This is a genomic window from Rhodopirellula maiorica SM1 (assembly GCF_000346295.1).
Classification (GTDB): Bacteria; Planctomycetota; Planctomycetia; order Pirellulales; family Pirellulaceae; genus Novipirellula; species Novipirellula maiorica.
Window position 1 is genome coordinate 1 of the sequence record NZ_ANOG01000137.1, and the last position, 14,982, is coordinate 14,982.

9 protein-coding genes are annotated in these 14,982 nt (G+C 54.4%); 4 read left to right on the forward strand and 5 right to left on the reverse strand.

Going from position 1 to position 14,982, the window contains the following annotated elements; translation table 11 throughout:
- The first annotated feature begins 638 nt into the window (after positions 1 to 638).
- The 3 genes from RMSM_RS03970 (at position 639) to RMSM_RS36370 (ending at position 4,025) form a co-directional block, all read left to right on the forward strand.
- Positions 639 to 1,583, forward strand: a complete 945-nt coding sequence (locus tag RMSM_RS03970; RefSeq protein WP_160168222.1) for an HlyD family secretion protein — start codon at positions 639 to 641, stop codon at positions 1,581 to 1,583.
- A gap of 218 nt (positions 1,584 to 1,801) precedes the next feature.
- On the forward strand, positions 1,802 to 2,824 hold the full coding sequence (locus RMSM_RS03975; protein WP_144057356.1) for a TackOD1 domain-containing metal-binding protein: 1,023 nt from the start codon (positions 1,802 to 1,804) through the stop codon (positions 2,822 to 2,824).
- A complete protein-coding gene (locus RMSM_RS36370; RefSeq protein WP_160168223.1) occupies positions 2,742 to 4,025 on the forward strand; it encodes a glycosyltransferase family 2 protein in 1,284 nt (427 codons plus the stop codon). The genes RMSM_RS03975 and RMSM_RS36370 overlap by 83 nt, the downstream gene beginning before the upstream one ends.
- Here RMSM_RS36370 and RMSM_RS03985 read toward each other — a convergent pair.
- The 5 genes from RMSM_RS03985 to RMSM_RS04005 all read right to left on the reverse strand — a co-directional run bounded on the left by RMSM_RS03985 (position 4,008) and on the right by RMSM_RS04005 (position 12,091).
- Complete coding sequence (locus RMSM_RS03985) at positions 4,008 to 5,906, reverse strand: TolC family protein (RefSeq protein WP_008691922.1); 1,899 nt, start codon at positions 5,904 to 5,906, stop codon at positions 4,008 to 4,010. The two genes, RMSM_RS36370 and RMSM_RS03985, sit on opposite strands and share 18 nt — an antisense overlap.
- 392 nt (positions 5,907 to 6,298) lie before the next feature.
- Positions 6,299 to 7,588: a DUF1501 domain-containing protein gene (locus tag RMSM_RS03990; RefSeq protein WP_040764016.1), complete on the reverse strand. Its 1,290-nt coding sequence runs from the start codon at positions 7,586 to 7,588 to the stop codon at positions 6,299 to 6,301.
- Between the two features lie 14 nt (positions 7,589 to 7,602).
- On the reverse strand, positions 7,603 to 9,573 hold the full coding sequence (locus RMSM_RS03995) for a DUF1549 and DUF1553 domain-containing protein (protein ID WP_008691925.1): 1,971 nt from the start codon (positions 9,571 to 9,573) through the stop codon (positions 7,603 to 7,605).
- A gap of 311 nt (positions 9,574 to 9,884) precedes the next feature.
- Positions 9,885 to 10,946: a zinc-binding metallopeptidase family protein gene (locus tag RMSM_RS04000; RefSeq protein WP_008691926.1), complete on the reverse strand. Its 1,062-nt coding sequence runs from the start codon at positions 10,944 to 10,946 to the stop codon at positions 9,885 to 9,887.
- 128 nt (positions 10,947 to 11,074) lie between these two features.
- Entirely contained in the window at positions 11,075 to 12,091 is a 1,017-nt protein-coding gene (locus RMSM_RS04005; RefSeq protein ID WP_144057357.1) for an alpha/beta hydrolase, read from the reverse strand.
- A 660-nt stretch (positions 12,092 to 12,751) separates the two neighbouring features.
- Between RMSM_RS04005 and RMSM_RS04010 the strand changes: the two genes are divergently transcribed.
- The coding region (locus RMSM_RS04010) for a PVC-type heme-binding CxxCH protein (RefSeq protein WP_478212696.1) at positions 12,752 to 14,982 on the forward strand (2,231 nt) is incomplete at its 3' end.

Sequence of the window (14,982 nt, forward strand, 5' to 3'; positions counted from 1 at the left end):
CTGATCACGTCACGCTTAACGAGCAGAGACTCCATGCGGTTGAATTCATTCGGGTCATAACGTTTGTGTCAATTTTGGAAGGGACGCCGAACCACGCATCAGAATGAGCTTAGGCTGCATGACCGGGAGAGTCGTTACAACAGTCCACTGCGCTGGTGTGTTTAGGCAACTCGGATGATGCTTTTTCACTTCAGCAATTCGGGGGAGCTACGGTTTTTCGTAAGCGACGTTCGTCGGATTACAGAGGGGCATGCGTTTAATTGAATTGAATGGGGCACAACCATGAAACAATTGAGGAATAAGACATGCAACCGCAAGGAAACCAAGATGATACGCGGGACAGCGTTGCCGAATTAGAGTCCATTGATGCACGGACCTCACGACGATCTGCGGCGGATAACGGAAGTCGCCATTCGTCGCAGCCGACTTGGCGAGGAATTCGTCAAGCGTCTGAATGCAGGCCGCGAAAGTCCCCGAGCCCACCGCGACCTCCGGCGCCCATTACCCCGGTTCCGATGCGTCCCAAGCGAAGTCTGTTTACCGGCTCGCTGCTCATCTGCTTGTGCGCGGCCATTGGGTATTACGTTTGGGATTGGCAATTTCGATACCAATCGCACGGAGTCGTTCAGGGAAGAGTTTTGCAAGTAACACCGCCCTGGGACGGAAACGTGCAAACGTTGCAGGTGCGCGAAGGCGACTCCGTTCGGCAAGGACAGGTGCTGCTAACGGTCACAAATATTGAGCAACAGCAACGGACAGCCGAAGTCGCTGACGCGCTGAAGCTTGCCCAAGCAACGTTAGAGGCGAAGGTCTCAGAGATGCGTTGGCAATCGCAATTGCGGGGTGACCGGAACCAGAAAGCGCTTGGCGAGTACTACGAAATGTGCGGCGAACTCTCAAGCCAACGCACACAATTGCTGCAGGCCGAAAGCGAATTGCAGCGTTTGCAAGCGACGCGAGAAAAGAACGCGATGGCGGTGCGCGACAAAGACCTGGAAAATGCAAGCTACCTCGTCGAAGGCCTGCGAGTGAAGTACGAAAAGCAAACCGAAGCTGTATCGGAAATGAAAAAGCGGGTTGAGATTTATGAACAATTCGCCGACGACGCGTCGGCGACCATACAGCCCGCAATGCTGCAAATCAGTAATCTTCAAGCCGAATTAGTCCGCCTGCGAGAAGTTGTCCAACAAGGGCGAATCTGTTCGCCTGTGAACGGAACAGTGCTCAAGGTACGTCGGTTTTCAGGCGACTACGCTGATGCGTCGGATACCGTCATGGAGATTTTAGAAGACGCCACGATCGAACCGGTTTTGTATTTTTCGCAAAACAACGCGGACAAACTGCGGGTCGGTGACGAGGTGAAGATTGATATTCGTCCGGGCCTGGAACGCCTTCGCTGCCACATTACACGCATTGGCGAACAGTTGGAATACGCACCGCCGAATATCGAACGTTACTACCGCAAGAATGAGAAATTGTTGCCTGTCTACCTGCAGCCTTACGAAGTCAAGGACATCGAGTCACTACTGTACTTAGGTAGCGAAGTTCATCTTCCACGTTTTTCGTTAGCGACAGCGAAGTAATCTGACTCGCTGTATGGTAGCGGACGAGGCGACGAGTGCTCTGATTGTGGGACCTCGTAGCATCGTCCACTACGCTTATTCTTGATTCGCTGTCGCTTAATGCCCACGAATGCCTCCGCTGCCAATCACTGAAAGAAAGGCGAATTGGGCTCGAAATCCGCTTGCCGGTAACGTGCTCACTCGCTGTCAATACTCACAACAAAATCAAAGATCAAATCATGTATACGTCTATCGATCAACCAAGACATTCCACTGCCAACCACTCGGGAGAAACACTGCCGGTTCAAACTGAGTTGCTAGTCGGGGTGAATTCAACCGCCGTGAATTCCTCTGCATTCTCCGGGCCCAATGCGCCGTTGAAAGCTCCACACTTTCAGAAGAACCGCACGAATAGCGGTATCGAAACAGACGAACCGCGGTATGCGTTGACTCGGGGAGTCTTTGCCATCCCAATCTTGCACGACCGTTCTCCCGACGTGGGACACTCTGCCGAAGGAGTCACGATTGAAATTAGCCGAACCAGCGTCACCTTTGAGTTGGCTACGAGGCCCCGGCCAGCCACTTCGACATGGTTGTTGGGAATTGAAAGCGAGAAAGGCGAATTGGGGTTTACGACGGTTGTTTCGAGATCTGTAACGCAAGCCGGATTGGGGCTACTGATCTCTGCGGCAATCGTTGCACCCGACGACGATCCTCTATCGGACGATAACTTGACGCCGACACTGGACCCAAAGGACCTGACCTTTCACACAAAACTGCCCTTTGCTGTGTTGAACAAATGGGTGTCGTTGGGCGTGCTGCAGACGCGATTGCTCGACCGTATTCTGGTCTGTCGACGCTGCGGTTCGCTGCCGACATTTCGACGTGGATGTCGAAACTGCGGATCCGTCGAAGTGGAATCGCAACGTATGATTCATCACTTTGCCTGTGCTCACGTCGATCATGTTGCCTGCTTTGATCATGCCACGGAACTGGCATGTCCTAAATGCCTTGCAAAGAAGTTGGTTGTAGGTGCAGACTTTGAATACCTTGACGGACCACTGCAGTGCCTCGAGTGCCAATGGTCCGACACCGAACTGATGACGATCGCACGGTGCGGTAGTTGTGGCGACGAATGTGCATTAGACCAAACCGTTGAAAAGGAAATGGTACAATATTGTGTTAACCGACTGGAGTTATTGGATCTCGTCGCTGCGAACGGACCAGTTGTTGGCTGCCCTGCTGCCGCTGCTACTGTTTGATAGCCTGAGATATTCGTTAGGTTCGCTGGCTGTCTGGCTGTGCGATTTTGCCCGTGAACTCGGCTGTGTCTTGCTGGGCAACCGCGCGGAGCCGCAGTTTGGACAGTGTCCATCGGTGTGCGTCGTCATTGCCGGCTTGAACGAAGCCGAAACATTACCTCACACGCTACGGTCTGTTTGGAACACCTATCCGCGGTTGGAAATCATCGTGGTCGATGACGGATCGCATGACGCGATGAGCCGGGTGGCCACGGAATTTTCGCGTGATCACGCGGGGGTGACCGTCCTGAGAAAACGCAATCGCGGCGGCAAATCGTCGGCACTTAACTTCGCATTACCGTTCACAAACGCCGAGATTATAATCGGCGTTGACAGTGACTCGCATGTGGGAGAAAACGCGATTTGGGAAATTGTTCAAGCGTTTCGCGACCCGAAGGTTGGCGCGGTATCCGCCGCCGTCATGGCTCGTAATGCGCACACCAATTTAGTGACGAGGATGCAAGGGTTGGAGTACCTGCGATCCATCTTTTTGGGACGTCTATTTGCGGATCGTGTCGGAACCTTGGGGATCGTTTCCGGAGCGTTTGGCGCTTTCCGTCGCGATGCTTTATTGCGAACGGGGGGATGGGATGTTGGACCTGGTGAAGATGGGGATTTAGTACTCCGCATACGAAAATCAGGCTACCAAATTGCCTTCGCGCCCTACGCGCAGTGTTTCACCAATGTGCCGACGGTCGTCAAGACATTGATCAAGCAACGTCGCCGTTGGGAGTGGGCAGTGATTACGTTGGAGTGTCGCAAACATGTTGACTTGGCAAATCCGTTGGCCAAGAACTTCTGCATCAGCAACCTTACTATGTTGGCGGATCGCTGGACTTTTAATCTGTTTTTGCAATTTGTCTGCTGGGGATACATGGCATGGCTGTGCATTCACGCCAACGAAGACACGTGGAAGCTGTTCTTTTTGTATTACCTGATTTTCTTGGTATTAGAGGCGATTCAGGTAGCCCTCTTGCTGTACTATTCCAACGACCGCCGTCGTGACTTGAGCGTCGGTTTGGCCGTGCCGTTTATGCCGTTGTATCAAGTGGCGTTGCGGGCGGTGATGTTCTACGGCGTTCTCGAAGAACTGTTTTTTCGCCGATCGCACCAAGACAACTTTGTTCCTGAACATGTCCGACGATCAACGTGGCATTGGTAGGTATGCGTCTCCCTCAATCAATCCAGCATCCTCGACAATTGGTATTAGATCTGGGATTGGAACCTCTGTGATTTCACCTGCCAATTCACTCGTCGGCACCGATTCGATGACATCGGATTGGAAAAAGACGTCGAGGTAAGCCAGATAGGTGCCCCGTACGTAGTGAACGGTGGCCACCGCCATCGTGTGTTCGACTTGCGATCGGGCCAGTGCCGTCTCGGCATCGACGGCGCGTTGGATCGCGATATTGACGAATTCCAGTGGAATGTCGACGACTTGATATTTATCGCGTATGGCCTCTACGCGTTGGCGTGCCCCGACAACGCGATGTTGGTTGGCATCATTGGTCACGAAGGCGCGATGCAGTTCCGCAAACGCTGCGTCCAATTCGATGGTGACCTGACGCTGTTGCTCGCGATAGATGGCTTGTTCTCGCATCAATTGGAACTGAGCATTGCGCACCGCAGCATGGCCCTGCCGGAAACCGATGGGAGACTTCCATTCAAACCCAACGGTCCAATCCTGTAAATCACCGCGAAACAAGTCTGAGTAGGCGCCACTGTTGGCCTCACTGGTCGTTCCTAACAAATCCTGGCCAAAACCGTGCATTCGATATTGTCCGATCAAATCGAGTTGCGGCAGTAGGAAATTACGGGCGGCGAGCAGTTCACATTCCAGCCTTCTAATTTTCAGTTGCTGAGTTTGGAGTTCAACTCTCTGCTGAATAGCGAACGCGAACGAAGTTGGCCGGTCAAAGATGATCTCGGCCTGGATCGTCTCATCAACAGGTCGAATCAATTTACCATCGTAAAAAGGAATTCCGATCAAAAATCGCAATCGACGTTCCGCCGCTAACAAGCCCGTCTCGTAGCCGACGGTGCTATTGTCGGACGCGCTCGAGCCGGCAAGCCCGGCGGTTCGACCGATCAAAGCGTCCTCGACCTCACTGACCCATGCATAGTAGCGTTCGCGAGCAAGGGCTTCCTCGGCGCCATCGGCATCGCCCGTCTCAAGCCGTGCCTGCACCACCCGCCATGTTGCCAATGCCGCATCGCGTCCTTGTAACTTGGCATCTAAATTGCGATAGGAAAACGACAGTTCCCAGTAGGCGCGTTCCACATCAAGTAGCAAATCGCGGATAGCGGCTTGAAAATCAGCAATCTCAATGTGGGTGTTTAGCTGGGCAACCCGCACTCCCCGGTAGTTTCCCGGCGAGGAACCTGGACCCGCAATCTCATTGAACGCGCGTCCTGAACCTTGTTTCAAAGGATGACGAATCTCACCCTGAAATCCTCCCGTAAAACTCTGTGAAAACCGATTGAGCGGAGAATTATTTCGATCAAAAGTCGTGAGATTGCCAAGTTTGAATTGGGTTCCGCTACGCGTGATCTTTGAGATCGAAAAATCGAGCAGCCCGAGGTTGGCGCGGGGATCCTGCGTGCCCTTTCCCTCGATCACATTGTTCAGCGTCTGCTCCCTGCCGCTGTAAAGCAAACTCGAGGCAAGCTGGGCGTCGAAATCGCTTAAGGCAGCCTCGACTCCGAACCGGGGATCTGTTCTGACGATCACGGAATCGAACACTGTCGAAACGCTGTCGGGGGCGGAAACAACCGCCCCGCCGATGTCGCGAATAACCTGGCTTCGTGACAAAGCCATCTGGACGACCGAATCGAGTGTCAGCTCCCATGTTTCCCTTTGCTGCGGCGGCAATTGGACGCTGTCAATGGGAATAGGATCATTCGAAACGCATGTGTATTTAACTTCCATCCACTGGGGATCGAAATTCACAATCGAGTCGCTGTCGGTAACAGCAACGTGTGTTGCCGGTCTGAGTTCGCGAGAACGCATCCCGCACCCCACCAGCAAGCCGACGTAACTCATGGAAATGAGCAGACATATCTTCACTGCCAAATTCATAGTAACTTGAATTCGTAACTCGGAAAACACGCCCCATCAAAACAGTTTGTCGTCCTCCAACCCGGCAGGTCATCATTCCGATTACGCGGCCCCCATAGGAAGTACAGTCGTCAAACTCATCGCAAACCGTATCGTCCTTTCGGAAACTATGGCTTGGGACGATACCGGGCGACATAGGGTGCCGTTTGAGCGTCGATGGCGTATCCGACGATTCGTAATGAATCGCCTCAAGTGCAAACGCAGGTAGGCCGGATCAAGTCGCGATAGCGATGCCGATCCGGCGGATACAACCGTGATGGTGAATTCGCTTCCGCGGTCAAGCCGGAACTCCGCTCCGCTGCGTTCCGGACTACGGGCTAGGACAGCAGGGCTTGGACGACTTTGCCGTCGCCGCCGATTTTGAAGGGGCGTCCCGACGGTGAGTAGACTTCTTTGTCGATCGGCAATCCTGCGGCCGCCGCGATGGTTTTGTTGAAATCCGCGACCGACACATGATCTTTGGCAACCGAATGGCCCCGTTTGTCCGATTCACCGTAGGCCTGGCCTCCGCGAATTCCGGCTCCAATCAACAGGCTGCAGAATGCACCGGGGTGATGATCGCGGCCAGCATTGACGTTCAATTTAGGACTGCGTCCAAATTCAGTGGTAACGACAATCAGCGTTTCATTGAACAGTCCTTTGCTATGCAAATCTCGCATCAAGTTGCCCAGGGCGGTATCAAGATTGGCGGCTCGGGTGTCAAGCGACTCGTACAGATTTTGGTGCATATCCCAGCCGCCCGATGTGACCTCAACGAACTGAGCTCCCTTTTCGACCAACCGCCGCGCCAACAAACACCCTTGCCCGAGCGAGTTGTTCCCGTAGGCGTCGCGAATCGCCTTGGGTTCTTCGTTGATGTCAAACACTTTTAATTGATCGCTGCCCATCAATTGATAGGCATCTCGATACGCTTGGTTGTACGCGATCACTTTGCTGTTATCACGTCGTTCTTGAAACGCTTCGTCAAACTTGGTGGCCAGCATCATGCGGCGACTGAACAATTCCGGTGGCAGGTATTTTGGCAGCTTCGTGTTCTGCAGACCCTTGGCTGCATCGGCAATTGGGACCGGTGAAAACGAGGGTGGCAGAAAGCCGGCGCCGGGGTGGCCATTGGTGGACCCAATCAGATAGTTGCTTGGCAAACCGGTGTTGGGTTTGGGGTGTTGTGACGTCATCCACGCACCCATCCCCGGGTGCTGAATACTGTTGAGTTGTTTGTAGGCGGTTCGCATCAAGTAGCGTCCTTGCTCGTGAGCTCCAGTTTCGGTGCTCAATGACCGGACCACCGCGATCGCCCCGGCCAAATAGGACAGCTTGGGAAAGCGGTCTCCGAACATCAAGCCCGGAACACGGGTTTGCGTCGGCTTGGTTTCGCCGGCTTCTTCGACACCTTGTTTCGGGTCGAAGGTATCGATGTGGCTCATCGCACCATCAAGCATGATATAGATGATGTGCTTGGCTTTTCCCGCAGGCGTCGCGGCTGCATCAGCCGAACCGATCATGGTTTGCGAACCAAACGCCCCCGCAAACGAAACGCCAAGCGTCTGCTTAGCGACCATCTTCATAAAATCACGACGCTGCTGGCTTGTGAATTCAGGTCGATTCATCACAGGTTCTGCCTTTATTGAACGAATAGGAATTCGCGAGTGTTTAGTAATGCCCAAATGATATTGCCGTAACCGACATTGTCGTTTTTCATCTGTGACAATTCTTTCGCGGTTATCAACCGATCCTTCTGGGTCGGCATACGACCAAGGACACTCAGAAATATCGCGTCGATGCGATCCTTTGTTTTGTCGATCGCTAACACATTATCGACAATCGCCGATCCGGGCTCGAGCATGACATGGGTGATCGGGCCGTTGAACATCGCCAAGGTTTGTGGGACGGTCGGCTCTTGCTCGGCCGTTTGGATACTTTCCCGGTTGCCTTGACCAAATTGACGTAGGAAATGGTCTGCCGGCAACGGGGATGGCAGCTCGCTGGCGCGGCACAACACGTTGCCTTGATACGCATGTTGGTTCAGCGATCGCCGGTAGGTACCAATGTCGTAGGTCTTTTTAAACTGGTCGGCCAATGCAGTGACTTGATCAAACGATGCATGGTGAAAGTCGATCGAGACATAGGGAGCGATATCCTCGGCGGTCGGTCGCTGGAAAGGCCATGGATTATGAACCGCCATGGTCAAAATTGAATCCCAAACCTGTTCTGCCGTCATTCGCCGGACTACTGGTCCCGGGGCGTAATAGAGTTCTCCGCTTGTGACTTCATAATCGCTGGCTTCACGTTGGTACGTGTTGCTGTACAGGATCGTGCGAATGAACTGTTTCAGGTCGAATCCACCTCGCACCATCTGCTCGCTCAGCAGATCAAGCAGTTCTTCGTTTGCGCAAGGATTGTCTTCGTTGAAATCATCGATCGGCTCGATCACACCGACCCCGATAAATCGCTTCCATAGACGGTTGGCAATCATGCGACTGAACTTAGGATTTTCGGGACTGGTTACCCAAGCGGCGAACTGCTCGCGAGGCGATTTCGATTTGGCTTTGGCGGGAACTTCGTCCCACAATACCGCCGGCTTTACGGGCGAACGAGGCTTGGCGTCCGAGTAGGCGTAATCGTGAGGCAATTTCAAAACCGCCTTGACTTCGCGAACGTCGTACAAACTAGCATTCATCACCCGCCGGTATTGACTGGGGAACCGACCGTATTTGTCACGTCGCCTGGCTTCGTCCTGAATCTCTCGGCGTTTCTTACGCTGTTCTTGATAACCGGGTATATCGCCGCCGATCCGCGTTCGCGTTCCGGCGGTCATCGCAGCAAGTTGATAGAATTGGTACTGGGTCCATTGGTCAAACGGATGGTCATGGCACTGGGCACAACCGATCTGCGTACCCAGAAAAACACGTACGGTATTGTCGACGTAAGCAAGCGGCATCAAGTCGTCGCGAAGCTGAAAACCGACCGCGGGGTTTTCCCAGGTCTTGCCGGTGGCCGTCAACATTTCGTAGACCCATTTGTCGTACGGTTTGTTCGAGCAAATCGAATCTTTGACGTAAGCCAAATAGGGATCCGAGATATTGTCGGGCGACGGTCGCTCGACCAATCGCAACACGTCGGCCCATAAGTTGTACATGTTGCTGACGTAGTCGGGACTGTTGAGTAGTTCGTCGATCAAATCGCTGCGTCGATCGGGATGTGTCGACTGGAGAAATTCCCTCGCTTCGGCTAACGACGGGATGCGGCCGGCCACGTCTAAATACACACGCCGCATGAACACTTCGTCACTCGCCATCGGGTTGGGCGAGATCCCTTCGCTTGCCAATTTGGCTTCGACGGCACGATCGATCGCACGCGATGCGGATTGGATCTCCACGCGCGATCTTCCCTCGACCTTCGCCACATCCATCTGGATCGAAGTTTTCTCAAGCACGCTAGAGGGAAGCTTGATCTTCGGTGGCTTCGGTGGTGATGGTTTCTTTCGCTGTGCATAGACGTCCGGCGCTGTCACGCAAAGCATCCCAACGACCATCATCGTCGCGAAAACACATTGACGACCAAAGCGGCTGGAAACACGCGGATTGACATCCATCTATCGCTGCCCCTTGTCTCAAGAATTCAAGGTCTCAAAAAAATCAAAACGATGTGAGCAAAACAACACGCGGGCCAAGCAAAACATGGAGACCCGGCATCACATTGGAAACTCACGCTGCGTTGTTATAAACGCGGTCACGGCCCCCGTTGAACTCAGGTTTCAGGGGGACAAAGCGTCTTTGTCTGCCAATAGTGTAGCTTGTTCGCGTAGGGGAGACACGAGAAATGGTCGCATTTTGGCGACGCTTCGGGACGACAGTCCCGTTTGCACTCTCCCCCGTTTGAGGTTTCGCCGTACGGGGACAAAAATCAATCGATGTAGCTGTCCAGGAGTCGTAAGACGGATCGGATGCTGCCCAGTGATGCCGTTTCCGATGCGGTGTGATAGCTGGTGGTGGGGATTTGCAGGGTGGTGCCGTTGATTTTACCCTCGGTTGCCGCCGTCAAACGTCCCAATTCGGTCCGGCCAAATGACAGTGGTTTTTCGCGAGTGCGGTTGATCGCTTCGACGTAATCGTCTTTATAGCTGTAGCTGATCCCCAGTGATTCACAGCGATCTTGCAGTTCCATCGTCATGTCGCTGGCAAAAATGGCGGTCGCATCTCGGCGTCGCAAAACGACCTCTTGCGCGGCTGCCGCCAATGGGGTCGGATAGGGACTGGTGTCCAGCACGATCAATCGCTGAGTCCACAATTGTTGACGCAGGAACCACTCAAGGGCATAACGCCAACTTCGCCCTGCTTCCTCGCCGGCGGTGAATAGCACGGTGCCTTGAAATCCACAGCGGAACATGTGAACCAGGATCGCGACCGACAATACATTGTCAAGCTGAGCCGAGATGAAACCGTCGGCGATCGTCAACCGATCAACAAACGAAACCGGAGTGCCCGGTTGCAGGTGGCTCAGTCCATCGATTTCAAAAATCAGGTTGCGGCGATTTGGACAGACAAACGAGCGTGTGATCGCGCCTTGTCCGAGATAGGTACCGACATGGGGCAAATGGGACTGGACCCGTTGGCCGATGAAGCGATCTTGAATCAATTCCATCATCTGTTCGGAGACCGAGTCGCCGTTCAACTCGCCTCGATTGCCTGCGATAAACGCCGCGTATTGGAACTCGTTGGGGCCGGTGCACAGCAATCCGTGACGGTCCACGTGCGCCGACAAGATGATGGAATCGGGCCGATTTCCACAGGCCACCAAGACGCCGTGGTACAGAGAAACATTTACCGACAATTCCTCGAGTTCACGCAACACGACTCGAAAAAAAGCCTGCTCGACACCGACCACCGATGGCTCGCGAACCAAGCCACCTAGCAGGTGCAGAAAATCACTTAACCCAGCGTCACTCGCTGCCGAATGTTTTACCAACGTGTTACGACCTTTGAAAAAGAGAGGTTATTCCGCCTCGGAATTTCATACCATGCGCAACATTTGGCAATCGACAGACATCGCGTCCGATTGCAAAGCGGTCGAGCATCCATGCCACTATTGACGTCCTAGTCTCGCTTGACCCAAGGGTTAATGTCGTCACTGATCTTGACGTTGGAAGTGACAAATTTGACCACCGCGGGGATCACCTCCGGCGACTCATTGACCAACGCGGGACCGCTCAGACTGGTTCGGACCGTTTGCTGTGCCAACCCCGATACTTCGCCTTGACCCACTTTCTTCTTGAACACTTCGATCCGTTTGGCGATGCGAGTCGCTTCCGAGCTTTCCGAGCTGGTGTCGCCTGCGACAATCATGATTGGCAAACGCAACACGTTGGCATCGGTGAGCGTGGTGTCGATCCCGACTCCCTTCAACTGCTTTTCGGGACTGATCAACACCATCGCCTTGACGTCTTGCCCTTGCTTTTTGCTGCCGATCGATGGCCATCGCCAATCCCGCATCGTGAAATGCGACGCCAACACACAGCCTTCGCGAACTCCGATGACGACCAACGCATTCAAGTTCAGTTTGCCGTCGTCGTTTTCATGTTTTAGAAATTGTTTGGCTTCTTCGAGATCCGAGGACAAGATCGCATCAATGTCCCGTTTGTTCATCGTCGACAGATTGAATGTCTGCGTTCGGCCTCGCAGATCAACATACTCTTTGCTGCCGCCGTGACCGCGGTAATCGGTAGCCAGCACCGCACATCCCGCATCGCGAAGGGCAACCACCAGATTGTAATAGGGGCTCACTTGGCCACCCCATTCGTGGACCAGGATCACGGGAATCGCGTCTTTCCCTTTGCTCGAGGGGAAGTAGAAGGCGCGAAGCGCAATCCCGTCCCGGGTTTTCAGCGTGACGGGACGTGGTTTCAGCGCCGGATCCTCTTTTTCTTTGCCTTTCGCTTTCCGGTCTTGGCCGACTGCGATCGAGGCCACCACGATGCTCATCGCAAGCACCATGAACATCACAACCATGCGGCGAACGGCATTATGCGTGGGCGCGGCATCATGCGTGGGGGCGGCACTACGGGATAGGTCAGAAGAATATTGCTGGGACTGGACGGCTACCGCGCTTCGCATGAACGACTCCTAAACGTATTTTTCCGGTCGGATTAAAAAGCTGCTCGCTTCTTTAACTCGCTGTTCTGATTCTCAGTTGGCAACGTGACCTTTCGGGCTCGCTGCACTTGGTTTGTCTCTTTGGTCTCTTTCGTCTTTCATCTTACCTAGCCGGCGGTTGCAGAGTCTAAGCGAATCGTGCAACCGAAATGCCCCCATTCAGGGGCACTCAAAGCGGGGTGGGGGGACGGGGTCGATGAGTTGGAAAAGAGGGGAGGGCGTAAATCTAAACGAAACCGCCCTCTTAAAGGTTAAACTGCCCCGTCGCGTGGGTCAAACTGAGCGGACAAACAATCCACGTTGATCTATACTGTCGCCTTCACGCGGTATGGGCTCTCCTTGCGCGTCTCGCCGAATTCCCCGCAAAAGTCCCGAATCTACATTTCGGAAACGATACTCCTACCTTTCTGTCCAAAATCGATAATGAAGTATTGCCCCCCTTGTTGCCTTGCCGCCGCCCCTCTTTCACGCTTGTTGATCTTGGCAGACGCCGCTGTTTCGAAGTGTGCCATCGCAGGCGTGGTTTGGGGCGTGCTGGCCATTGCGACGCAGTCGTGCCTGTACGCTCAGCGAAACCTGACTGATATTCCGCAGCCAGATCCGGTGAGCGAGTCGGCGGAAATGCGAGTGGCCGAATCCGCAAGCGTCAATCTTTACGCGGCGGATCCTCAGATTCGCAAGCCCATTCAGATGAACTTTGATGCCTCGGGGGCGTTGTGGGTGGCGACCAGCGAGGTGTACCCGCAAATCAAACCGGGCGAATTGGCTGACGACAAAATCGTCGTGCTGCGCGACACCGACGGCGATGGCGATATCGACCAATCGACCACGTTTGCCGACGGATTGCTGATCCCAACCGGAGTGATTCCCGATGGCGTGAATGCTTGTTACGTCGCCGACAGCACGCAGTTACTGCATCTCGAGGATACCGATGGTGACGGAGTCGCGGACCAACGCCGCGTCATCTTTAGCGGTTTTGGTACCGAAGACACGCATCATCTGCTGCACACATTGCGTTGGGGCCCCGATGGATGTTTGTATTTTAATCAATCGATCTACATTCACAGCCACATCGATACCGCGTATGGCACCCGGCATTTGGATGGAGGCGGAATTTGGCGTTATCGCCCCAGCACCGGTCGATTGGAAGTTTTCTGCAAAGGATTCATCAATCCATGGGGCCACGTGTTCGATGAACAAGGCGAATCGTTTGTCACCGACGGGGCCTGTTTCGAAGGCATCAACTATGCGTTTCCCGATGCCGTCTTCATTACATCACCGGGAGCACGGCGGTGGGTGAGTGGATTGAACCCAGGAAGCCCGAAGCATTGTGGGTTGGCGGTTTTGTCGGGGACGCACATTCCCGCGGATTGGAACGGGGATTTGGTCACCAACGATTTCCGCAGCCACCGAGTGTGCCGCTTCGAAGTGACGGCCGAGGAAAGCGGATTTCGCAGTCAACAACAACCTGAAATCATCACGACATCGCATGTTGCGTTTCGCCCAATCGATGTGCGGATGGGCCCGGATGGCGCGATTTATATCGCCGATTGGTACAACCCGATCATCCAGCATGGCGAGGTCGATTTCCGTGACGAACGACGCGATCGCAAACATGGTCGGATTTGGCGAGTCAGTTTTCCCGAGCAACCTCTGGATCATTGGCCCGAGTTTTCGAGCCAGTCGACTGCCCAATTGTGCCAATTGCTCGAAGATCCGTCGCTCGACGTTCGCCAATTTGCTCGCGAAGAACTATGGCGACGAGCGGCAATCGATTCCGCCGACGTGATGAAAACGATCCGTGATTGGCGAGACGTCGACAATGCCAACACCGCGATGCGTGCGTTGGAGGTACTGTGGATGAACGAAGTCGTTTCGGCTGCGAATCTAGAGGACGCAGAAATCGCCATCGCCGCGGGCAAGCAAGCCGAGAAACGCGTGCTCGGAACAGCGCTGCGAAGCATTTGGCGTAGCCGCGAGAACGTCGCCGCCGACAGTGATGTCTTTGCCGCCATTTCGCAGATGGTATTCGCGCAAGCGGATGCAGCGGATCCAAGAACGCGGTTGGAAGTGGCCGTGAGTGTGGGCCAATCGCGCGCCCAACGCGATGCATTAAATGCCGTGATCGGCGTTGCCAAACATCCGCTCGACAACTATCTGGATTTTGCGGTCTGGCAATCGTTGCGAAAACTGGATGCGGCGTCGCCATCGACGTCCATCTTGGAACAAATCGATTGGAAATCGAAAGAACGCGAATTGGCGATTGCCGTGCGTGCGATCGCTAATCCCAAGGCCGCTCAAGTCGCGATTGAAATGCTGCAGCGTGACGACGTGAATGCGTCCGCGGGGGATGAATTGTTTTTGGCCGCGGTCCAGGCGGGCAACGCGAATCAGCTTGGTCAATTGCTGAAAATGTTGACTCGTACCTCGTCCACCAAGCCGTCGGCAGCACGGTTGACCGCGCTGCTCGAGCGGACGAAGTCCGATGGGACGATCCCTGCCGAAGCAAATACGAACGTCGCGGGGGCAGTCGCCGATGCTGAAACGCTCGCCCGCAACCCTCCGTGGCGTACGACGCTGTACCGGGCGGTTGCCACGTGGAAGCTGAGCCAAGCCGAGTCGGCGCTGATCGAAATGCTGCCGCAAGCATCCGGCGATAGCCGAGTGGCGTTGATCGAGGCGATTGGATCGTTCGGGTCCGACAAGGCCAAGCAGACGATCCGCGGACTGCTCGATTCGCAAGACACGCAAGCCCGCATTGCTGCAACGCAGGCGATCGCAACGCATCGCCCGCGAGCTGCGTTTGCTGCGGTNATCAAGTTGGTCCAAGACAAAGNGACGGTCGAGGAAGG

Bases quoted from the DNA above. Each gene is read 5' to 3' on its own strand.
- RMSM_RS03985 (WP_008691922.1), bottom strand. From the start codon at position 5,906: ATGAGTTACGTCGGCTTGCTGGTGGGGTGCGGGATGCGTTCTCGCGAA.
- RMSM_RS03975 (WP_144057356.1), top strand. From the start codon at position 1,802: ATGTATACGTCTATCGATCAACCAAGACATTCCACTGCCAACCACTCG.
- RMSM_RS03995 (WP_008691925.1), bottom strand. From the start codon at position 9,573: ATGGATGTCAATCCGCGTGTTTCCAGCCGCTTTGGTCGTCAATGTGTT.
- RMSM_RS03990 (WP_040764016.1), bottom strand. From the start codon at position 7,588: ATGAATCGACCTGAATTCACAAGCCAGCAGCGTCGTGATTTTATGAAG.
- RMSM_RS04005 (WP_144057357.1), bottom strand. From the start codon at position 12,091: ATGCGAAGCGCGGTAGCCGTCCAGTCCCAGCAATATTCTTCTGACCTA.